The 21,838-nt window shown below is 64.7% G+C and carries 15 protein-coding genes; 10 read left to right on the top strand and 5 right to left on the bottom strand.

What is annotated here, in order from left to right; translation table 11 throughout:
• From AC3IFE_RS29485 to AC3IFE_RS29470, 4 genes are all read left to right on the top strand, one after another.
• The coding region (locus AC3IFE_RS29485; RefSeq protein WP_489193712.1) for a M20 family metallopeptidase at positions 1-1,382 on the top strand (1,382 nt) is incomplete at its 5' end.
• Between the two features lie 54 nt (positions 1,383-1,436).
• Entirely contained in the window at positions 1,437-2,723 is a 1,287-nt protein-coding gene (locus AC3IFE_RS29480) for an MFS transporter (RefSeq protein ID WP_489193710.1), read from the top strand.
• 91 nt (positions 2,724-2,814) lie between these two features.
• Entirely contained in the window at positions 2,815-3,288 is a 474-nt protein-coding gene (locus AC3IFE_RS29475; RefSeq protein ID WP_489193708.1) for a hypothetical protein, read from the top strand.
• 101 nt (positions 3,289-3,389) lie between these two features.
• Positions 3,390-4,955 carry a methyl-accepting chemotaxis protein gene (locus tag AC3IFE_RS29470; protein ID WP_489193707.1) on the top strand — a complete coding sequence of 522 codons (1,566 nt, stop codon included), beginning with the start codon at positions 3,390-3,392 and terminating at the stop codon, positions 4,953-4,955.
• An 80-nt stretch (positions 4,956-5,035) separates the two neighbouring features.
• Here AC3IFE_RS29470 and AC3IFE_RS29465 read toward each other — a convergent pair whose 3' ends face one another.
• Both AC3IFE_RS29465 and AC3IFE_RS29460 read right to left on the bottom strand, forming a co-directional pair.
• Complete coding sequence (locus AC3IFE_RS29465) at positions 5,036-6,415, bottom strand: sigma-54-dependent transcriptional regulator (RefSeq protein ID WP_489193705.1); 1,380 nt, start codon at positions 6,413-6,415, stop codon at positions 5,036-5,038.
• Positions 6,397-8,049 (bottom strand): sensor histidine kinase, encoded by a 1,653-nt coding sequence (locus AC3IFE_RS29460; protein WP_489193703.1) that lies wholly within the window; start codon positions 8,047-8,049, stop codon positions 6,397-6,399. Before AC3IFE_RS29460 ends, AC3IFE_RS29465 begins: the two co-directional genes overlap by 19 nt.
• A gap of 457 nt (positions 8,050-8,506) precedes the next feature.
• Here AC3IFE_RS29460 and AC3IFE_RS29455 point away from each other — a divergent pair, with 457 nt between their 5' ends.
• The 6 genes from AC3IFE_RS29455 to AC3IFE_RS29430 all read left to right on the top strand — a co-directional run bounded on the left by AC3IFE_RS29455 (position 8,507) and on the right by AC3IFE_RS29430 (position 16,182).
• Positions 8,507-8,752: a hypothetical protein gene (locus tag AC3IFE_RS29455; RefSeq protein ID WP_089471077.1), complete on the top strand. Its 246-nt coding sequence runs from the start codon at positions 8,507-8,509 to the stop codon at positions 8,750-8,752.
• 322 nt (positions 8,753-9,074) lie between these two features.
• Positions 9,075-10,256, top strand: a complete 1,182-nt coding sequence (locus tag AC3IFE_RS29450) for an efflux RND transporter periplasmic adaptor subunit (RefSeq protein WP_489193701.1) — start codon at positions 9,075-9,077, stop codon at positions 10,254-10,256.
• 4 nt (positions 10,257-10,260) lie between these two features.
• On the top strand, positions 10,261-12,255 hold the full coding sequence (locus tag AC3IFE_RS29445; RefSeq protein WP_489193699.1) for a MacB family efflux pump subunit: 1,995 nt from the start codon (positions 10,261-10,263) through the stop codon (positions 12,253-12,255).
• Positions 12,256-12,326: 71 nt separating this feature from the next.
• Positions 12,327-13,727, top strand: a complete 1,401-nt coding sequence (locus tag AC3IFE_RS29440) for an efflux transporter outer membrane subunit (RefSeq protein WP_301736767.1) — start codon at positions 12,327-12,329, stop codon at positions 13,725-13,727.
• A gap of 320 nt (positions 13,728-14,047) precedes the next feature.
• Positions 14,048-14,725, top strand: a complete 678-nt coding sequence (locus tag AC3IFE_RS29435) for a heavy metal response regulator transcription factor (RefSeq protein WP_050014215.1) — start codon at positions 14,048-14,050, stop codon at positions 14,723-14,725.
• Complete coding sequence (locus tag AC3IFE_RS29430; protein ID WP_489193697.1) at positions 14,722-16,182, top strand: heavy metal sensor histidine kinase; 1,461 nt, start codon at positions 14,722-14,724, stop codon at positions 16,180-16,182. Before AC3IFE_RS29435 ends, AC3IFE_RS29430 begins: the two co-directional genes overlap by 4 nt.
• A 245-nt stretch (positions 16,183-16,427) precedes the next feature.
• Here the strand turns inward: AC3IFE_RS29430 and asnB are convergent, their stop codons facing one another.
• From asnB to AC3IFE_RS29415, 3 genes are all read right to left on the bottom strand, one after another.
• Positions 16,428-18,200: an asparagine synthase (glutamine-hydrolyzing) gene (gene asnB / locus AC3IFE_RS29425; protein WP_489193798.1), complete on the bottom strand. Its 1,773-nt coding sequence runs from the start codon at positions 18,198-18,200 to the stop codon at positions 16,428-16,430.
• Between the two features lie 612 nt (positions 18,201-18,812).
• Complete coding sequence (locus AC3IFE_RS29420) at positions 18,813-20,321, bottom strand: efflux transporter outer membrane subunit (RefSeq protein WP_489193695.1); 1,509 nt, start codon at positions 20,319-20,321, stop codon at positions 18,813-18,815.
• Between the two features lie 31 nt (positions 20,322-20,352).
• Positions 20,353-21,807, bottom strand: a complete 1,455-nt coding sequence (locus tag AC3IFE_RS29415; protein ID WP_489193693.1) for an efflux RND transporter periplasmic adaptor subunit — start codon at positions 21,805-21,807, stop codon at positions 20,353-20,355.
• Positions 21,808-21,838 lie beyond the last annotated feature (31 nt).

The raw sequence follows: 21,838 nt of genomic DNA, 5'->3' as shown, positions 1-21,838 counted from the left end.
ATTTCGATTCGGGAAGCTTCCTGAAAGATCTCGCGCGACGCGTCCACATGATGACGGAAAGTCAGGATTCCGGAAGGGCAAGCGAGCTTCGAGCCTACCTCGTCGACGAGATCGCGCCGTCGATCGACCGTATGGGTTTCGAGTCTCGTATCGTCGAGAACCCGGTTGCGGGGAGCGCGCCGTTTTTTATTGCGACGCGTATGGAGGACCCCTCGCTTCCGACGATCCTGATGTACGGGCACGGTGATGTCGTCCGTGGCCATGACGGACAGTGGCAGGATCAGATGTCGCCATGGAACGTCACGGTCGAAGGAGACCGATGGTTTGGGCGGGGCACCGCGGACAACAAAGGGCAACACACGATCAACCTGGCCGCGCTGGAGCAAGTCGTCGAGGCCAGGAATCGACGCCTGGGTTTCAATGCGACGCTGCTGCTCGAGATGGGGGAAGAAACGGGGTCGCCCGGGCTACGCGCGGTCTGCGAGCAGAACAAGGATCTTCTCGCCGCCGACATTCTGATCGCTTCGGATGGCCCCCGCGCCAGATCGAACGTCCCTTGCGTTTTTCTCGGGGCGCGCGGGTTCGTCAACTTCACGCTTTCCGTCCGGCTCCGGTCGGGCGCACATCATTCCGGAAACTGGGGCGGGGCGCTCGGCAATGCCGGCACCGTGCTCGCCAACGCGATCTCGTCACTCGTCGACGGGCGCGGGCGGATCCTCGTCGACGCGCTGTTGCCTACGCATATTCCGGATGCGGTGCGGACTGCGCTGAAAAATATTGCCGTGGGTGGCGGACCCAACGATCCCCACGTCGATGCCAATTGGGGCGAACCTGGCTTGACCACGCCGGAGCGCGTCTATGCATGGAACACGCTGGAAGTCCTGGCCTTTACCACCGGCAACCCGACCAGCCCGATCGGCGCGATTCCGCCCGTTGCGCTCGCGCATTGCCAACTCAGATACGTCGTCGGTACGGATTGCGAGCGTATCGAAGAAGTTCTGCGGCATCACCTCGACGCATGCGGGTTCGATCGGGTCGAGGTGGCCATCGGCGAGCGGATGGGCGCCACGCGCCTGCCGCCGGAAGATCCGTGGGTCGCATGGGCGCTCGATTCGATCGAGCGGACGACCGGCAAGCAGCCGGATTTGCTGCCCAATCTTGGCGGGTCGCTGCCCAACGACGTCTTTTCCGAGGTGCTGGGCCTTCCGACGGTCTGGATTCCGCACTCATACGGCGCCTGCTCCCAGCATGCCCCGAACGAACACCTGCTTGGAAGTGTCGCGCGCGAAGCGCTGCAGATCATGGCCGGCATATTTTGGGATCTCGGGGAGTCGGCATCCGCCGTCCGGGATCGGCGCAAGGAAGGAGCGCTTGTCGCCTAGGCATGAGACGCCCGTTTTTAATGCACTTGTTATCGTCAGTTAACGGAGAATGAGATGCGTACTATGGAAATGGTGGATGCCGCGCCGACAAGAGAACAGGGGCCAAACGTGTTGCGGCTGGTGTCCGCCGCAACCGTCGGCAATTCCTTGGAGTGGTTCGACATACTGATTTACGGATTCTTCGCAATCTCGATTTCAAAGGCTTTCTTTCCGGCATCGAGCAGCGGGGTATCCCTTCTTCTGACGTTCGGGACGTTCGCGATCTCGTATTTGGCCCGGCCGATCGGAGCGCTCGTGCTGGGCTCGTATGCGGATCGTCGCGGCCGCAAGGCATCGATGATGGTGTCGATCGTGACGATGATGGTCGGCACGACGACGATCGCACTGACGCCGAGTTACGCGTCGCTCGGCGTGATCGCACCGATTCTGGTCATCTGCGCTCGACTGCTTCAGGGCTTTTCCGCGGGCGGCGAGTTCGGCAGTACCACTGCGTTCCTGGTGGAACAGTGTCCCGAACGCAAGGGATTGTTCGCCAGCTTCCAGTTCGCGAGTCAGGGGTTGAGCTATATGCTCGCGGCCGGTTTTGGCGTTCTCCTGACCTTGACCCTCGACGGAGATGCGATCGACGCATGGGGCTGGCGCATCCCGTTTCTCTTCGGTGTGTTGATCGGCCCCGTCGGCCTGTACTTGCGAAAGCACGTGCATGAGGCCGATGGCGCGAGGCGCGAAAGGCCCGCATCGTTCCCGGTACGAGAAGTGTTCGTCAAGCAGAAAACCAGAATGTTGTTGGCGATCGGTACGCTCGTCCTTTCCACCGGCGCCAGTTACGTCATTCTTTATATTCCGACCTACGCGGTGCGTGAACTTCATCTGCCCGCCAGTTTCGGCTTCATTGCAACGATGTTGACCGGCGCCATCCTGACGTTCGTGACGCCGTTCGTCGGCTATCTCTCGGACAGGATCGGCCGCGTCAGGCTGATGATCTGGGCCGGGATCGCGTTCATTCTGACCATTTATCCGGTTTTCAAATTGCTGGGGGCGCATCCCGATCTGGGACGGCTCATCGCGATGATGGCCTGGATCGGGACGCTGAAGGCGGTCTATTTTGGCGCGCTGCCCGCGCTGATGGCGGAAGTATTTCCGACGGAAACCCGGGCGACGGGCATGGCCATCAGCTACAACATCGGCGTCACGCTGTTCGGCGGTTTCGCGCCGCTGATCGTCGCCTCGTTGATCCATCAGACCGGCAATCTGGCATCGCCGGCGTTTTACCTGATGTTGCTCGGCGTGCTGAGCTTGATGGCATTGCGCGGCTGTCGATCAATGTTGAATCTCCGATAAGGCAGCGCATCGAGAGAACCCCGCACCGCCGGGCGATGGCTTCGCCGGGTGCGGCCGAGACTGTTTCGACGACAGGCGAGGTGAGATCGCAATGAGTGCAAGGAAACTGGACACGATATCGTCGGCCGCGTCGACGTGGAATTGGCTGTTACCGCCTTCGGAGCGGGCCCGCGTGTGTGTCGTCATCGATCCGAGCCCCGGCGCGGCCGCGGTTTCGGCGGCCGTCGCCTGCTTCTCGGCGATGCCGGAAGTCGCGCTTCTCCAGATCGACGATCCCGTCGATGCCCACCGTGCATGGAGCGAGTCGCTCATGTCGGGTGACGGTCCCAATGCGGCGAACACGCGCGCGGATTGCCGATCGAGTCGATTGCCGCGAGGCGTGCCGTTGCTGGTGTGGTCGACGCGCCCGCAAGACCTCGACTGGCTCGGCGGTATCGAAGGCAACAGGGTGCGGGCCCTCGTTACCTTCGAGGGCGACGAGGTCGACATGCAGGTATCTCGTCTTCTCGCGCTCGTTCTGAAGGAGTTGAAGCACGCGATCGCCGAGAACATGTTGATCTTTTGATGCAGTAGAAATGGTCTTGCTTCGGCATGTCGCGACATACGCTTGCGAGTCACGTATCTGCAATTCATCCATTTCTTCAACAACACAAACAAGTGACAGGTATGTTGACCGTTATTTCGAAGTTGAACATCGGCAAGCGGCTGGGGCTCGGTTTTGCGATGGTATTGGCGATGTCGTTGATCGGGATCGTCATCGGACTGGCGCGTCTGTCTTCCGTTGCCCAGGCCACCCGCGACATGGTTGCCAGGCCGTTGCAGACCGAGCGGCTGGTCAATGACTGGTCCCGGCAAATCAGCGTCGCGGTTACGCGTACTACCGCGATTGCCAAGAGCGCCGATCCGGGGCTGGCCAACTATTTCAACGACGAAGCCATTGCCGCATCGAAAGTGTCCGCGGCGAAGCAGACGGCCATCGAGGCATTGATGACGTCGGACGCGGAAAAGCGCTTGTTCGCCGCCATCGGCGAGCAACGCAAGCGCTTCCTCGCGATCCGGGATCAGATCTATGCGCTGAAGAAGGAAGGACACGCGGAACAGGCCGACCAGTTGCTCGAACAGCAGTTCATACCGACCGCGCGGCAACTTGTCGAAAAGGTCGACGCGCTGGTGAAGTACCAGCGCGAAGAAATCGACGGACTCGCGGCCGAGATCGACGCGAATTATCGATTCGGGCGCACGCTGATGATCGCGTTCGGCATGGTCGGCATGCTGCTGAGCGTGGTATGCGGATGGCTGATCACCCGCAGTATTACCCGGCCGCTCATGCGCGCGACGGACGTCGCGCATCGCGTGGCCAGAGGCGACCTGAGCGTTCGTGTCGACGTTCATGGCACGGACGAACTCGGCCAAGTGCTCGGCAGCTTGCATGACATGCAGGCTGCACTGCTTCGCGTGGTGTCCAACGTGCGCCGCGGCTCGGATAACCTCGCGGCGGCGAGCGCCGAAATCGCGCAGGGCAACGACGATCTCAGTTCCCGCACGGAGAGCCAGGCCAGCGCGCTCGAGCAAACCGCCGCCTCCATGGAGGAACTGAGTTCCACCGTCGCACGGAACGCCGACAACGCTCACGAAGCGAATCAATTGGCGATGAATGCGTCCACGGTGACCGCGCAATGCGGCGAAGTGATCAATCAGGTCGTGGAAACCATGAAGGGCATCAACGACAGTTCCCGCCAGATCTCGGACATCACGGGTGTCATCGACAGCATTGCCTTTCAGACGAACATCCTGGCCTTGAATGCCGCGGTGGAGGCCGCGCGCGCCGGCGAGCAGGGCAGAGGCTTCGCGGTGGTGGCCAGCGAAGTGCGCAGCCTGGCCGGACGTTCCGCCGATGCGGCCAGGGAGATCAAGAAGCTCATCGGCTCGAGCGTGGGGCGCGTCGCTCAAGGCTCGACGGAAGTCGAGCGCGCGTGGGTGGCGATGACGGAAGTCGTGAACTCGATTCGTCGCGTCACCGAGACGATGAGCGAAATCAGCGCCGCGAGCACCGAGCAATCGCTCGGCGTGGCCCAGATCGGCGAAGCCGTCGGCCAGATGGAACGCACGACGCAGCAAAACGCCGCGTTGGTCGAGCAAACGGCGGCGGCCGCGATCAATCTGCGCCAGCAGTCACGGGAACTGGTGGAGGTCGTCTCGGTTTTTCAGCTTGGACGCGCTGAAGCACTGTAGCGCCGGGCGACACGGCTTTGCCGGCGGTGCGGCAGCGAGCGTGTCGACGCGCCCGGACCCGTATGTCCGGCAATCCGACGCTAGCCGATATCGAGGTTCGCCATGCGCGTGTACAGCGACTGGCGGCTGATGCCGAGCCGCTTCGCCGCTTCCGCGCGATTGTCGCCGGTGAGTGACAGCGTGCGCAGGATCATCTCGCGCTCGACGGCGGCGAGGGCCTCCGATAGCGGACGATTGAGCATCGCCGCCGGCAGCAGCGCGCCGCGCGACGGAACACTCGGTTCGTCGAGGAACGCGAGATCGCATCCGGTGACGACGGCGCCGGGCGCGAGCGCATTCACGCGAGCGATCGCGTTGCGCAACTCGCGTACGTTGCCCGGCCACGCATACGCGAGCAGGCGGCGCTCCGCCTGCACGGACAGCCGCTTCGTCGTAGTCGAGTTCGACGTCGTGTCGAGAAAATGAACGGCGAGCGGCAGGATATCGGCCAGCCGCTCGCGCAGCGGCGGCAGATGAATGGGGATGACGTTGAGTCGGTAAAGCAGATCTTCGCGAAACGTTCCGTTCGCGACCATGGTTCGCAGATCCCGGTGGGTTGCCGCAATCACGCGGACGTTTACCGAAATGGACCGGTTGACGCCGAGCGGGGTGACTTGCTGATCCTGCAGCACGCGCAGCAGCTTGGCCTGCATGCAGGTCGCCATGTCGCCGACTTCATCCAGAAATAGTGTGCCGCCATCGGCTTCGACGATTCGGCCCGTCCGTGCGGCCGTGGCGCCCGTGAAAGCGCCTTTGCAATGGCCGAAGAGCTCGCTTTCGAGAAGCTCGTGAGGAATCGCCGCGCAATTGACGGCAACGAACGGGCGGCCGCTACGCGACGACTCGACGTGGAGCACCCTGGCCGCGACTTCCTTGCCGGTTCCCGTTTCCCCGGTGATGAGAACGGTCGCGTCCGACGCTGCCGCGCGGCCGATACATTTTTGTACTTCGCGCATCGCCGCGCTGATGCCGAGCAAGCGCGGCTCCGCACCGACAGGCTCGTCGAATGTGTCGACGTTCGCGTGCGCATGGGCAACGGCGTCGGACGGAGAATGCGCCGCGAAGATGCGCTCGAGCAGGCACGCGATATCGTCGCGGCCGACCGGCTTCGCCAGATGGTCGAACGCGCCCAGGCGCATCGCGGCGATCGTGTTGCCGCTACGGGCATAGGCGGTCAATACCACGACGGGTACTGTCGCGAGTCGGTCGACGCGCCGCAGTTTCTCGAGCACGGCTATTCCGTCCATGTCGGGCAGCCGGACGTCGAGGAATATGCAGGCGGGTTGCAGACCTCGCTCGATGCGGGCGAGCGCGTGCTCGCCCGTGCCGGCGCATAGGGTTTCGTGACCGAGATCGGTCAGGGTTTCGGACAATCCTTCGCGGAAGGCATCGTCGTCGTCGATCAGCAGGATGGTCGCCATGGGATATCGATGACAAAGCAGGCAGTAGGGGTGGCGGCGTGATAGGCGTTGCCGCCGTGCGACGCCGCGATCTCTCGAACCAGGGTGAGACCCAGCCCGCAGCCGCCGGGCCGCGCACTGACGAAAGGTTCGAAGATGCGCGCGCGCTCGGCTTCGGTCACGCCGGGGCCGTCGTCGGCGACTTGGAGCACGAAGCGCATGCCGCATGGCGAAGCGCGACGGCTGGCTTCGATGTGAATCGTGCCGCCCGGTCGAACGTGCGCCAGCGAATTGACGATCAGATTGTCGAGCGCACGACGCATCTGGGCGGGATCGAAAACGGGGCGATCGGTCGTTTCCCCGGTGGGTGCTGTCGGCATAGTGCAGGCCACCGTCAACGCGACGTCCTTGCTGCGCGCGAGCTCGTCATGCGTCTGCACGCTTTCCGGGAGCCACGTGCCCGGATCGACCGGCTCGATGCGCGGCGTAACGGGCTGGGTGAGCGCCAGCAGCCTCGACACCTGGATTTCGATGCGCTCGATCTGGCCGAGTATCGAGCGCAGCGCCGATTGCTGCCGGGAGGCATCGCCGGCCAGCGCGTTCTCGGCTTTCAAGCGCATCGCGCCGGCCGGATTGCGGATTTCATGCGCAACCTCGGCGGCCAGTGTGCCGAGCAGCGCGACACGATGCGCGTGAGCGAGGCGGGTTTCCAGTTCGCTCGCCTGTTCGCGAGCGTCGCGGGTACGCGCAATCCAGCGGTTGAATGCATGCGCGATTCGATCGAGCTCCGGTTCGCCCGGGCAGGAGATGCTGCCGATCGAATCGGCGTCGTCGTTCGAGAGCGCGGTGTCGAGCCGCTCGAATTTGTCGCGCCATGCGCACAAGGCGAATGCGAGATACAGGGAAACGGCGAACAGCACCGCCAGAACGACGGCGAACGTCGATACGATGGTGTCGCCTTGGTGGACCAGCATCGATTGCGCGCGCACGAGGGTCCACGCATAGAGCCCGGTATGTCCGTTCACGGGGCACGCGGTCGCGATGACTGCCTCGCGGCGTCGTCCGACTATCTCGGCGGCAGTACGAACGGCGGTGGAAGCAGCGGAGAGTGCGCTCAGGATCAGCGGCGTTTCCGCTTCCGGAATGTCGCGTTTGATGCCGCTGCCGGGGTAAGAGGGAAACGCGTAGGCCAGGAATCCACCAGCATGCCCGGGCGCACTCGCCGGCGGCGCGGAATACGACGCGCCAGCCCGCCAGAACCCTCCCTCGATACCCGCGGATGCGGCAAGGGCTGCGTTGAGCACGTCGTGCAACAGTTGAACGTTCGGCTCCGTCGCGTGCGGTAAGGACAGGGTGTAGTGGGAAGCAATCGCCTCGCACGCGTCGCTCGCGCGCTGCCTGGCGGATGCGATCCGCTGGCCTTCGGTGCAACTGGCCATTAACCAGACGATTGCGACCAGCGACGCGCACAACACTGCGGCAAGTGCCCTGAGTAGCGACAATTGCGTTGAAAACCTCGGTCTGACTAGCGGCATGGTCTTGCGTTGAAGGGTGCTACGTCGGTGCTCATGGAAATGGTCTGCGCAATGCAGGGCAATCGCGTTCGCGTGTGTGTCGACGATCGAGCGACGGACGAGCGCGCCGATTTCGGTCACGCTCGAAGCAATGGGGCAGGCGGTATGTGCAATAACCAGGCGGTGGAGGCGCGGAAGCTCCCACATGGGCGCGGGGCGACGAGCGTCCCGTTTCACGCCCGTCTTAAGTACATAATGAAATCCATGTGTCAGACACGGTTCGTGTTCGTATCTGGAAGTGATCCTTATTATCTGAATGGTACATAAACGTTTTGCTTTCGTCTTGTGCGCAATCGTTTGCGCGCGGTGCGCGTCAATAAATCAATGCGGTCCCGAACCGACACCGTCACGCCGCGAGCGTGAAAGTGTCATCCCGGCAGCGTTGGGACGTTGCACGCAAGCAGGTCGGGCCTTCGGAACACGCACGCAGATGGGTCCGTGCCGCAGGTAGGCGGGCTGACTTTTATTGAGGTGCATTCGGTGGCCTCGTCGGCCGTGGCTCGGCATCGCATCGATCGAGGCCGCGAACGCGCGGGCGTTGCACCCGGCATTCGGCGGGTCGATCGAAACCGATGCTTCGCCGGATTGCCCCGAGGGCTTCGGCTTCGACGACGCGTACGAGCGCGTCGGCACTGCGCTGGACGACTGGCTGCAAACCTTCGTGATCCCGATATTGCTAATCGTGCACCGTATTGTCTTTCAATATCTTTACGAATTCGTGCTCGATGCTACGTTCGTGTCTTGCTGTTCGATACGGGAGGAGCGAGCCCGTCCGTGGCTGTAGTCGACTCTGGATACGTGACCATAGGGGCCGACAGATTCGCTATTTCACTGAGCTATTTTTAAATTAATACAGGCGTCGCATGTGGAATCTCATACCGTTTTTACGCCGACGCATTGATGCCACCACTCACTGCTGCTCCCCTTGCGGGAACGAAAAAGCAAAATTATTCCAGTTTTCGCGGGTTACCATGGCATTCGGATCGAAGTTGACGGCCAATGCGGAAATCTGAATTGACCGTTGACGCTGTGTCGATCCGGGAATTCGGAGGCGAGACAACAACGAGCGAGAGAGCGAAGGCTTCGCAGAATAAGGCAGATGGGGCGTGAACAAGAAAATTATTCAGTATTTCATCTTGGCTTTCGCGATTACCGCAGCGGCTGTCGTCGCATATAGATATACACGGCACGACAAGCCAAATATTCAATACGTTACCGCCCAGGTTTCGTATCAGGACATCGAGTCCACCGTCGAGGCCGTGGGAACGATCCGCGCGGCGGATCTCGTTAGCGTCGGCGCGCAGGTCAACGGCCAGATCAAGTCGATGCACGTGGCGCTCGGCGATCATGTCAGGAAAGGTCAACTGATCGCGGAAATCGACTCGCAGCCACAGATCTACGCATTGGACACGGCTCGGGCGCAATTGCAAAGCGCGGTGGCCGCAGTGCATTCGAGCGAGGCGTCGCTTGTCCAGGCCAGGCTCGCGCTGGGACGGCAGAAGGAACTGGCTGAACATGACGCCGGCGCGCATGCCGATTTGGAAACGGCACAGGCAGCCTTCGACGTGGCTCGCGCGAATGTCGAAACGAGTCATGCCCAGATGAAGGTAGCGCAGGTCAACGTGGACACCGCGCGCGTCACGCTCGGCTACACGCGCATTGTCGCCCCGAGCGACGGGGAAGTTGTTGCCGTCCTCGCGGTAGAGGGCCAAACCGTCAACGCCAATCAGACGACGCCGAATCTAGTGAAGATCGCGCGCCTCGACACGATCCAGGTCAAGGCGCAAATCTCGGAGGCCGACGTCGTGCGGCTCAGGCCTGGCCTGCCCGCCTATTTCACGATTCTCGGCGACCCGTCGCATCGATATGAAACCACGCTAAAAGCCATCGAGCCCGCGCCGGACTCGATCATGACCGACACGACAACCAGTCCCACGACCACTTCGTCGGCGACGAATACGGCCATCTATTACAACGGCCGGCTCGATATGCCGAATCCCGATCATCGACTTCGCATTTCGATGACGGCACAGGTGTCGGTCGTGCTTGCGCGGGCGCGACACGTGGCGGTCCTGCCGGTCGCTGCACTGACCGCACCGCCGCGCGACGGGCGCGCGATGGTGCGGGTGCTGGCGGCCGACGGCACCGTCACGAGCCGGATGGTACGGACCGGCATTGCCAACGACACCGTCGTGCAGATCGTCAGCGGCCTGGGGGCGGGCGATCGTATCGTCGTCGGTCAGTCTTCCGGCGCGGGGCCGCGTGACCCTTACGGCATGGCAGGGTAACGGAATGTCCACGCCACACGCACGGACGTCGAATCCGGCGCTGATCGAACTCGATAATGTGAGCCACACCTATGGCGCCGGCGAGGCGGCGCTTACCGTCCTGCACCAGATCGGTCTGCGCATCGAGCGAGGTGAGATGGTGGCCATCGTCGGCGCATCGGGTTCGGGAAAATCGACGTTGATGAATATCCTCGGTTGTCTCGACACGCCGACGTCCGGTACTTACCGGATCGCCGGAGTCGAGACGCAGTCGCTCGACGCGGACGCGCTCGCGCAGTTGCGTCGCGAGCATTTCGGCTTCGTATTCCAGCGCTATCAGTTGCTGAACGATCTGACCGCACTCGCCAACGTCGAAGCGCCTGCCGTCTATGCGGGCCTCGACGCGGAACAAAGACGCGGACGAGCAAGGAAGCTTCTCGAGCGCTTGGGTCTGGGTGACCGCCTCGGCCATCGGCCGATGCAACTCTCTGGCGGTCAACAGCAGCGGGTCAGCATCGCGCGCGCCTTGATCAACGGCGGCGACATCATTCTCGCCGACGAACCGACAGGCGCACTCGACAGCCAGAGCGGCGAAGAACTGATGGCGCTGTTCCACGAGCTCAACGGGCAGGGCCATACGATCATCATCGTCACGCACGATATGGACGTCGCCCGGCATGCGCGCCGCATCATCGAGATTCGCGACGGGCGCATCGTCGGAGACAGTCGCCCTGAATCGACGCGATCGGCGAACGCCTGCGATGTGCCGTCTGCCTCGCCCATTGAGCCTGCGGTCCTGCTTCGACGCAAAAATGCGCAGCCGCTCGCATTGGGCCGGCTCATCGAAGCATTCCGGCTTGCCATGCACTCGGCGGCGAACCATCGTCTGCGCTCATTCCTGACGATGCTGGGCATTATTGCCGGTATTGCGTCGGTCGCGTGCATGGTCGCGCGGGGCGAAGGAAGCCGCAGGGCGATCATGGATCATTTACGGCAGTTTGGTACGGACACGATCAGCATCTATCCAGGACGGATGGCCGGCGACTTGCGTGCGAACTCGATTCATACGCTGAGTCTCGGCGACGTGCACGCGCTGCAGGCGCAAAGCTACATTGATAGCGTGACGCCGGAAGTGACGAGCACAGGAACGATTCGCGTGGGCAACAAAGACGTATCCGCGACGGTTCATGGCACGGGCGCCGACTATTTTCGCGTCCACGGCATCCATATGATCGAAGGCCGCCCTTTCGACGAGTCGCTGGTCGAATCGAACGCTCCGGTTGTCGTCGTCGATGAGAAGGCCCGGCAAACGCTGTTCGGCTCCGATTCACCGATAGGGAAAGTGGTACTCGTCGGAAATCTGCCGGGCCATGTGATCGGCGTGGCGGGTTCGAACGCCATGTCGTTTGCACCCGGTACGCTGGGAGTCTATATGCCGTACACCTCGGTCATGTCGCGTATGACCGGCTCGTACAACCTCCAGAGCGTGACCGTCCGGCTCGCCGACGGCATACCTTCGAGCGCCGCGCTTGCCGGCATCAACAAGGTTCTGAAGATGCGCCATGGCGCCATCGATTTCACGACCTTCAATTCGGACGCCTTGTTTCAGGTCGCGACGGCGTCGAACGAAACTTTTCGCCTCTTTATTGCGTCGATCGCGGGCATTTCCTTGCTTGTCGGTGGCATCGGCGTGATGAACATCATGCTCGTGTCGGTGACGGAGCGCACCCATGAAATCGGCATCCGCATGGCGATCGGCGCTCGTCGCTCCGATATTCGCGATCAGTTTCTGATCGAGTCCGTCTGGCTATGCGTCGCCGGTGGCGTGGTCGGCGTGGCGCTTGCGTTCGGGATCATCCGGTTTTTTTCCGAGCCTCATAGTCGCTTCTACATGGTGCTGTCGCCCGACTCGGTCGTGACCGCGTTCGCCAGTGCCGCGCTCGTCGGTGTCGTGTTCGGCTACTTCCCGGCGCGTCAGGCCGCGCGCCTCAACCCGGCAGAAGCACTGGCCCGCGAATGAACACGTTCTCTCATTCACTGCATGCTGTTTTGACACGTACGGTTCTACGACCGGTTCGAGCGTCCAGGTCGATGTCGCGATTCGGCACGATCGCCTTGGTGATCGTGTCGCTGGGCGTCTCCGCATGCGGGACGTTGACGCGCACGACATGGACGCGGCCCGACGTCTCGATTCCCCGGCATTGGCAGGCAGAATCCGCCGCGTCCAGGTCGTCGCCGGCGGACACGGCAGCGAACCCCGGCGGTGATGCGAATATCGACCCGTGGTGGAACGCGTTCGGCGATCCGGAACTGAACCGGCTTATCGAGCGCGCATTGGCGGGCAATCACGATCTCAAGACCGCCGTCGTCAATCTGCGCGCGGCGCAATTTGCCGTCGATCTCGCCCGCGCAAATCAATTGCCCCTGATCAGCTCGAGTGCGGCGTTGTCGAATTCTCATTCGCTGCGTGGCACGCGCGTCGTGTCGCATTCGAAGTCGCTTCTCGCATCGGCTAGCTACGTCGTCGACCTATGGGGTTCGCTGGCGAGTTCGACCGATGCATCGCGCTGGGAGGCGCGGGCAACCGAGCAGGATGAGCGGACGGTCAAGATGACCGTCGCATCCCTGGTCGCCCAAGACTACTGGTTGCTCGCGCTGCTGACTGAACAGATCGAACAGAGCGACGCATCGATTCTTTACGGCGAGCAAACGCTGGCATTGACGAATGTCCGGTATGCGTCGGGGGCGATTACGGCAGTGGACCTGCTTGCGGCCCGTCAATCGCTCGCGTCGCAACGCGCGTCGCGCAGTGTTCTACTGGCGCAGCGAACACAAACCCAAAATGCGCTCGCGATCTTGCTCGGTCAGCCACCAGGCGAAGTCTTCGTCGTCCCTTCGGCGCGTCTGACGACCCCGTTGCCCGCCGTCGCCGCGGGCGTGCCGGCCTCCGTGCTCGTTCGCCGTCCGGACGTCATGGCGGCGGAATTGCGCACGCGAAGCACGCTCGCAAGGGTGGATGCCGTACGGACCAGTTTCTACCCCAACCTCACGTTGACGGGGTCGGCCGGTACCGCGAGCGACGCATTGCGCAATCTGTTGCAAAACCCGCTCGGCACGATCGCAGCCGATGTCGCGGCGCCGTTTCTGAATGTCTGGACGATGAAAGCGCAGGTGGGTTCGGCACAAACAGCCTATGACGCCGCGGCGGTTGCATTCGCCAGGACGTTTTATCAGGCACTCGCTGATGTGGAGAACGCGCTTGCTGCGCGCGCCGACTATCAGGCCGAAATCACACAATGGGCCGATGCGCTCGAAGCAGCACGACAAAGCGAGCAACGCATCGGCTGGCAGTACCGGGCGGGTTCGATTCCGCTGCAAAACTGGCTCGACGCGCAGCAGGCGAGCCGCAACGCCGATGCCGAACTCGCGAACGCACGCTATTCGATCCTCACGAATCAGGTCGCCCTTTACGTCGCGCTCGGCGGAAGATAGCCGGCGGCGAGGTGCGGACGAGACGCCTTGCCACTCGAAGACCGCGGTCGACTCGCTGATGGATAGCAACGCCCTGTCGATCGTGGTCGAGGGCTCGTTTTGAAGCCACCGCTCGGGCCGGGCCGTGTTCGCCGGGCTGGCGTCCTGTTCGAGGCATTCGACCAGAAGGCGGGCACGCTCGACCCGCCGCGCCGCACGCCAGGCTGACCGTCTGATTACCGTTTTGTCATCTACGCCATCCGCGCTTGCACGGAGCGAAGCCGTGTCGCCATTTCCGGGTAACATCGCCGGATGTCCCCACCAAAGCGACGGAGCCGGCCATGCGCATCCTGATAGTCGAAGACGAACCGAAGACGGGCGCGTACCTGAAGAAGGGGCTCGAGGAATCGGGCTTCAGCGTCGATCTCGCGAAGGATGGCGCCGAAGGGCTGATGCTCGCGCAGGAAGAGCGTTACGACGTGATCGTGCTCGACGTGATGCTGCCCGTGCTCGACGGCTGGGGCGTGCTCAAGCGGCTGCGCGAAACGCACACGACGCCCGTGCTGTTCCTGACCGCGCGCGACGACGTGCAGGACCGCGTGCACGGCCTCGAACTCGGCGCCGACGACTACCTCGTGAAGCCGTTCGCGTTCGTCGAACTGCTCGCCCGCATCCGCACGCTCGCGCGTCGCGGGCCGCCGCGCGAGACCGAACACCTGGTGGTCGGCGATCTGGAAATCGACGTGGTGCGCCGCCGCGTGAAGCGCGGCGCGACGCGAATCGACCTGACGCCGCGCGAATTCTCGCTGCTGCAGCTGCTCGCGCGCCGGCAGGGCGAGGTGCTGAGCCGCACGCAGATCGCGTCGTACGTGTGGGACATGAATTTCGACAGCGACACCAACGTCGTCGAGGTCGCGATCCGGCGCCTGCGCGCGAAGATCGACGACGCGTTCCCCGTCAAGCTGATCCATACCGTGCGCGGCGTGGGCTACGTGCTCGAACCGAAGGACGACGCATGACGCGCCCGCGCTCGCTTGCGGCGACGCTCGCGCTCGCGTTCGCCGTGACCACGCTCGCCGCGTTCGCGCTCGTCGGCGCGTATGTGTATGCGGGCCTCGAGCGGCAGGTGAACACGCAGGACGACCTCGACATCGTGCTGGCCGCGCGCCACACGCGCCGGCTCGCGGGCGAGCTCGAGTCGCTCGATGCGGTTCGCGCGCATGCGGAGCGACTCACGAGCCAGGTGCTGGGCAACGAGGCGCTGTCGATGGTCGTCGTCGATGCGCAGGGCGACGTGCTCGCGCGCCACAACGTCCGGCTCGCCGCGCTCGACGACGCGCCCGCGGCCGCATCCGTTCCGCTGGCGGACGCGCAGTTGTTCGCGCCGCATGCGGTGCCGGTTCCCGCGAACGACCGGATCACGACCGACCAGCTCGTCACGTGGACCGCCGGCGGCGGCATGCCGATGCGCGGCGTCGTGATCGAGGCCGCGCTCGGCGACCGCACGCCGATCCGCATCGCGATCGTGCGCAACATGCGCGACCGGGCCGATCTGCTCGAAGGCTATCGCGACCGGCTCGAGCTCGCCGGCGGGCTCGGCGCGCTGTTCGCGCTGCTGCTCGGCTACTGGCTGATTCGCCGGGCGCTCGCGCCGTTGCGCGAGATCGTCGACGACACGGGCCGGATCACGGTCGACAAGCTCGACACGCGGCTCGACGCGTCGCGCGCACCGCCCGAGCTGCGCGCGCTCGTCGATGCGCAGAACGCGATGCTCGGCCGCCTGCAGCAGGCCTTCGCGCATCTGTCGCAATTCAGCGCCGATCTCGCGCACGATTTGCGCACGCCGCTGAACAACATGCGCGGCGCTACCGAAGTCGCGCTCGCGCGGCCGCGTTCGATCGACGAGTACCAGACGCTGCTCGAATCGAATCTCGAGGAATACGACCGTCTCGCGAGGATGATCGAGAACGTGCTGTTCCTCGCGCGTGCCGAGCATCCGAGCTTCGTCACGCGGCAGCGCGCGTTCGACGTGCGTGAAGAACTCGAGCGCATCGCGGAGTATTTCGAGGGGCTCGCCGACGAAGGGGGCTCGACGCTGCGCGTCGACGGGCACGGGCAACTGACCGCCGACGTCGAGCTGTTTCGGCGGGCCGTCGGCAACCTGCTCGCGAACGCGCTGCGTTACACGCCTGCCGGTGGCGTCATCACGCTCGCGGTCGACGAAACGCCGGACGCGGTGCGCGTCGTCGTCGCGAATCCGGGCGAGCCGATCGATCCCGCACTGCTGCCGCGGATCTTCGACCGGTTCGTGCGCGGCGACCCGGCACGCAGCGGCGGCGCGCCGGGCGGCACGGCCGGGCTCGGCCTCGCGATCGTGCGCTCGGTGATGGAGCTGCACGGCGGCACCGCGCAGGTCGAAAGCGATGCGCGCGGCACGCGGTTCGTGCTTACGTTCAACCGGCCGCCGGCTGCTTGACGGCGGCACGGGCGCACGGCGGCCGCGGGTTCCTTCGCGCCGGTGTTCGATTCCGCGCCTGATCTCGAGTCACCGCTCGCGCTCGCCTGCCAGCCGCCGCCCAGCGCCTTCACCAATCCGACCAAGGCCGGGATGGTTGGTGCGTAGAACGCCACCTCAAAGCTTACCGGTTCGCACGCGCTGATCCGGTTCGATAGGAGGATTGAGATGCTCGTTCTCGGGCACCACGCAAAGCGAGGGCTGCCTCATGGCATGCTCACGCCGTGAACCCGCGACCAGTGCGCGAGCGAGCAAGCCCGAAACATCACGGCGCGCTCGTGCTCGTTCAGCGGGGACGGATCGGCGCAGCGGCGCCGCAGCCGCGGTACGTCGAGCAAACCGGCGATGCGGTCGGCGTCCGTCGCCAGTATTTCGCGGGCGTGCTGGCGCAATGCCTCGCCGTTGCCTTGATCCTTGGGTAAGGCCGACTTCCTGCGCAGGCGCACGGCTTCCGGCAACGCACCGCGCGACGCTTCACGCAACATGGCTTTTTCCACGCCATCACGTAGCGCCAGCTCGGCCGGAATGGTGGCAGCCAGGTCCAATACTTCGGTATCGCTGAAGGGGACGCGCGCTTCCAGTCCATGCGCCATGCCGTGGATATCGCCGTTATGCAACAGCCGCTGCAACCAACGATGGCGCACCAGCCATTGCGTGGCGCGCACGCGCGAGGCGGGCGTATGCCAATCGTGTCCGGCTGCGGTCGCCAGTTCGCGATAGACCTCGCCGTAGTGTTGCAACGGTTGCGCCAGCACGCCGGGCCGTAGATAGGGATCGGCGGTCAAGCGCTGCAGGATATGGGTCGGATCGCGGGTGGCGTGCGGGTCGAGCAGGAAGTGATAACCGTAGTGCGTTTCGTCCGCGGCATCGCCCACCAATACCGCCTTGACGCGCGTGCTGGCGGCTCGCGCCAAGTAATGTTGCGCCAGCTCCTGTTCCCACGCGGGCAGTGCATCGTTTTGCGTGGCCAGTTGCAGCAGATCCTGGGCGAGTGTCGAGCGCGTCGGTGCGACGTCTTCGCGCGGCAGGCCCAATTCGTTCGCAGCCTGTTCGGCGAAAGGTTGATCGTCGGAAGCCACGATCAGCGAACGCGTGTAGTCGTAGCGATGGTGATCTTCAAAACGGATGGTGAAGCAGGACGGTGTCGCACCAGCCGCTCGCGCCAGGCCGCCTATCAGCGTGGAGTCGAGGCCGCCGCTGAAAAACAGGCCGACCGGTGTATCGGCGATCAAGCTACGCTGGACAGCCGCGGCGAGGCGCTCGCGCAGCGCGTGGGCGACATCGTCGGCCTTCGCAGCGGGGTTTTCGGCAATCTCCGGCGCCCAGCGCGATAGCTGCAAGCCATCGCGATCCACGCGCAGCAGATGCCCGGGCGGCAGGTACGCCATGCCATCGAACATCGGTTGGGTCACGCCGCTGAAGAACGGCGCCACCAGGTATTCCAGCACGGCGTCGATATTCGCACGCGGCGCTTGCATCGCAGGCAGCAGTCCTTTGGCCTCCGACGCAAACAGGAATTCCGCCCCCTGCTGCAGGTAAACGAACGGCTTGACGCCCAGCCGGTCGCGCGCGGCAAAGGCTCGTTGACGATGGGCGTCCCATACCAGGAACGCGAACATGCCGTTGAAGCGCCGAAGACACGCCTCGCCCCATACCGCATACGCGGCGAGCACCACCTCGGTGTCGGTGTTCGTGCGGAACGACCAGTGCCCGCTCAGTTCGCGGCGTAGCTCCGCGTAGTTGTAGATCTCGCCGTTATAGACCAGCACGTAACGATGGTCGGCGCTGTACATCGGTTGCGCGCCATGTTCGGCGTCGAGTAAAGCCAGACGGTCGTGAGCAAGCACGGCGTGCTGGTCATGCCATAAGCCGCTGCCATCCGGCCCACGATGCCGTTGTCGCTCGCGCATCGCGAGCACCCGCTCGACCTGTGCGGGCGCGTGGCCGTCATGGCGAATCAGCCCAGCCAAGCCGCACATCAGACGGGCACGCCCAGTTGAACGGGGGCGGGCAACAGCATGGTCCATTGCTGTTGCCGTTCGAAGTTTCTGCTAACAGTCACCACGGATACTGCTACTGGGAAAACTCGTGGTAGTGCCGTCAGCAAAGGCTGAGAGCGACGTTCTTTTCGTGTCTGCACGCGTTGCGCTCATGCAAAAAAATGGGGGTGTATGCGCGAAGATTTGGCCAATGCGCCTTCAAGAGCTTGCAATGTCAGATGGGGTTCATGAGCGGCGTGATGAGGAAAGCGACTTATGACAAGAGCATAGCGTGCACGTAGCAGATGAGCAACAAATTGGGTGCATGCACAACGATACAATCATCGTCCGAAGCCCGGTGGGGCGACGCCAGTGCTCGTTTTACAGGGTGTGGGAGGTTCACATTGAGCGTTGACGCACGCCCAGGCCGCGCTTCAACACCATCGTTTGGCGTTTCGTGGATACACCATTGATAATGGCCTGCTGCTGCTCAGTGAACTTGCCCCTGTATCTCCGGACACACGCCAGAACGAACTCATCGCCTCGCCCTCCCACATCTGTAATTTTTCCGACTGCCAGAAGCGGGGCAACCAGGGTGAAGGACAGAAAACGTTACGGGTACATCGTGTTCGTGACTTTCGCGTCGGCTTTCGATTCCGCGCCTGAGCTTGCGCTCGCACTCGCCTGCCAGCCGCCGCCCAGCGCCTTCAGCAACCCGACTTCGGCCTCGATCCGGCGCGCGTCGATCTGATCGACCGTGCGCCGGTTCGTCAGCGCGATCGTCTGCGCGGTCACCACGTCCAGATAGCTGACGGCGCCCGCGTTGAAGCGATTCGTCGTCAGCCGCAGCGACAGGTCGGCCGCGTCGGTCGCGCGCTGCTGGCTGCCGGCTTCGGACGCGAGCGCATCGATCGCGGACAACTGATCCTCGACCTGCTGGAACGCGACGAGCACGGTTTGCCGGTAATCGGCGACCGCGCCGTCGTATTGCGCATGCGCGCCGCGCAGCGACGCGCTGCGGCGGCCGCCGTCGAACAGCGTGCCGGCGAGTTGCGGGCCGAGCGACCAGAACAGGCTCGGCGCCGCGAGCCACGGCGCGAAGAATGAACTTTCGAGGCCGGCGCTGGCCGACAGCACGAGATCGGGGAAGAACGCGGCGCGTGCCTCGCCGATCTGCGCGTTCGCGGCCGCGACGCGACGCTCGGCCGCCGCGATGTCGGGCCGCCGCTCCAGCAATTGCGACGGCACGCCGGCCGGAATGGCCGGCACGTGGAATGCCTGCACGCGCGGCGGCAGCGCGAACGTCGATGCGCTTTCGCCGACCAGCGTCGCGATCGCGTGCTGCAACTGCGCACGCGACGCGTCGATGTCGGTGTCCTGCGTGCGTGTCGATTCGAGCTGCGTCTCGGCTTGCGCAACCGCCGACGCGTCGATCGCACCGGCCGCGAGTTGCTGCTTGAGCAGCGTCAGCGCGTCCGCGTACGCATGTACCGTGTCGTCGAGCAACTGCTTCTGCGTGTCGAGCGAGCGCAGCGCGAAATAGTCGGTCGCGAGTTCGGCCGTGACCGACAGCTTCACGGCCTGCAAGTCGGCCTCGCTCGCGGCGGCATTCGCCTGCGCGCCCGTTACCGCGTCGCGCACGCGGCCGAACACGTCGGGCTCCCAGTTCGCGGCCACGCCGGCCTGGTAGTCGGGCGTCGTCTTGCCGGCGAGCGACGAGCCGAGCCGGTTCTGCGACACGCGCGCACGGCTTTGCGCGACACCTGCCGTGATCGTCGGCAGGAACCCGGCGTGCTGATAGTCGACCATCGCGCGTGCCTGCTGCAGGTCGGCGACGGCTTTCTTCACCGTCTGGTTCGACACGTCGACGCGCGCTTCGAGCGCGTTCAGGTCGGCGTCGCCGAACACGGTCCACCATGCGCCGCGCGCGGCGGCGTCGGCCGGCATTGCGGCGCGCCAGCCGGCTTGCGCGGCCGGTGCGGCCGGCGCGCCCGCGTAGTGCGCGGGCACCGCGACGGCGGGCGGCGAATAGGGTGGCAGCGTCGAGCAGGCGGTCAGTGCGGCGACGGCGCCGAGCGCGACGATGCGGCGAGCGAACGGGAGCGGATGAAGAAGGCGCATGGCAGGCATCTCGTGGATGGGCGTCGATGGGTTAGCCGCGGGCGGGCGCCGGAGCGGGCGTTGAAGCAGCGGGCGCGATGCCGGCCGCGCGCAGCGGCGGCACGTCGCGCGCACCGGCCGCGGACGCCGGTTGCGCGGCTTGCGCGGACGAAGCAGACGAAGCAGACGAAGCAGACGAAGCAGACGAAGCAGACGAAGCAGACGAAGCCGCAACCGGCGCCGCATCGTGCGACGTCGCCACGATCTTCACGGCTTCCCCGGCCGTGATCGCATCGCCGGGGTTATCGATCACACGATCGGTCGCAGCGAGCCCCGCGACGATTTCCACGCGCGTGCCGAAATCGCGCCCGATCTGCACGGTCTTCAGCGCGGTGCGGCCGTTCGCGCCGACGGTGGCGACCGTCACGCCGTTCGGGCGAAACAGCAGTGCACTGACCGGCAGGTCGAGCGCCGGCGCGGCGCTCGGCAAGATGAGATGCGCCTGCGCATACGCACCGGGCATCAGCGTGCCGTCGCGGTTGTCGACGTCGATCTCGACGCGCAGCGTGCGCGTGACGGGATCGATCGCGCCCGCGCTGCGCGCGACACGCGCGGCCACGCGCCGCCCCGGATACTGCGGGGTCGTCAGGTAGACCGGCGTGCCGGTCGATACGCCGCTCGCGCTGTCCTGCGGCACGTCGACGAACACGCGCAGCGTGTCCGTCTGTTCGAGATGGAACAGTTCGCCCGACAGGCCCGGGCTGCCCGGCGTGCCGCCCGCTGTGACCAGCGTGCCGACGTCGACGTTGCGCGCGGTGATCACGCCGTCGAACGGCGCGGTGACCGACTCGTACGACACGAGTTCGGCGAGGTGCGCGACGTTCGCCTGCGCGGACGCGAGCATCGCGCGCTTCGCGTTCATGTCCGCGACCTTCGTGTCGGTGTCCTGCTGCGACACCGACTGCGTTTTCAGCATGTCCTGCCAGCGCTGCGCGGTCGATTTCGCATAGTCGTAGTTCGCCTGCGCGCTCGCTTCGTCGGCGCGCGCCTGGCGCAGCTGCGCGTCGAGATCGGGCGCCGAGATCTGCGCGAGCGTCTGGCCGGCCTTCACGTGCGTGCCGAGATCGACGCTCCAGTGCGCGATATAGCCGCTCGTGCGCGCATAGATCGATGCGTCCGCATAGGGCGCGACCGAGCCGGGCAACGTCAGCGTCTGGTCGGCCGGCGCCGCGCCGGGCACGACGATGGACACCGGCAGCGCCTGCTGCACGGCCACTTGCGCACGCTGCGCGGCGCGTGCATCGATACGCGGCACGATGCCGAGCGCGAGCAGCGCGGCGGCGAGCGCGGCGGCCGCGAGCGGCACGGCCAGCTTGCGGCCGCGGCGGGCCGGCGGGGTGTCGGCGGCGCCGCCGCGCACGGCGGGCGGCACGGCTGCGGCCGCGGTGGCCGTGGTGGCCGCTTCGGCGGCGGGCGGCGGGGCGACGGGTTCGATCGAGTCGTTCATGATGGGTCCGGGTCGGGCGAATCGAAGGATG

The organism is Burkholderia sp. APQ4-4ca (assembly GCF_057837105.1).
The sequence above is the reverse complement of the archived record's forward strand: the minus strand, read 5'-3'. Positions and strand labels throughout refer to the sequence as shown.

Bases quoted from the DNA above. Each gene is read 5' to 3' on its own strand.
- AC3IFE_RS29480 (WP_489193710.1), top strand. From the start codon at position 1,437: ATGCGTACTATGGAAATGGTGGATGCCGCGCCGACAAGAGAACAGGGG.
- AC3IFE_RS29465 (WP_489193705.1), bottom strand. From the start codon at position 6,415: ATGGCGACCATCCTGCTGATCGACGACGACGATGCCTTCCGCGAAGGA.
- asnB (WP_489193798.1), bottom strand. From the start codon at position 18,200: ATGTGCGGCTTGGCTGGGCTGATTCGCCATGACGGCCACGCGCCCGCA.
- AC3IFE_RS29445 (WP_489193699.1), top strand. From the start codon at position 10,261: ATGTCCACGCCACACGCACGGACGTCGAATCCGGCGCTGATCGAACTC.
- AC3IFE_RS29440 (WP_301736767.1), top strand. From the start codon at position 12,327: ATGTCGCGATTCGGCACGATCGCCTTGGTGATCGTGTCGCTGGGCGTC.
- AC3IFE_RS29420 (WP_489193695.1), bottom strand. From the start codon at position 20,321: ATGCGCCTTCTTCATCCGCTCCCGTTCGCTCGCCGCATCGTCGCGCTC.
- AC3IFE_RS29475 (WP_489193708.1), top strand. From the start codon at position 2,815: ATGAGTGCAAGGAAACTGGACACGATATCGTCGGCCGCGTCGACGTGG.
- AC3IFE_RS29415 (WP_489193693.1), bottom strand. From the start codon at position 21,807: ATGAACGACTCGATCGAACCCGTCGCCCCGCCGCCCGCCGCCGAAGCG.
- AC3IFE_RS29470 (WP_489193707.1), top strand. From the start codon at position 3,390: ATGTTGACCGTTATTTCGAAGTTGAACATCGGCAAGCGGCTGGGGCTC.
- AC3IFE_RS29435 (WP_050014215.1), top strand. From the start codon at position 14,048: ATGCGCATCCTGATAGTCGAAGACGAACCGAAGACGGGCGCGTACCTG.
- AC3IFE_RS29430 (WP_489193697.1), top strand. From the start codon at position 14,722: ATGACGCGCCCGCGCTCGCTTGCGGCGACGCTCGCGCTCGCGTTCGCC.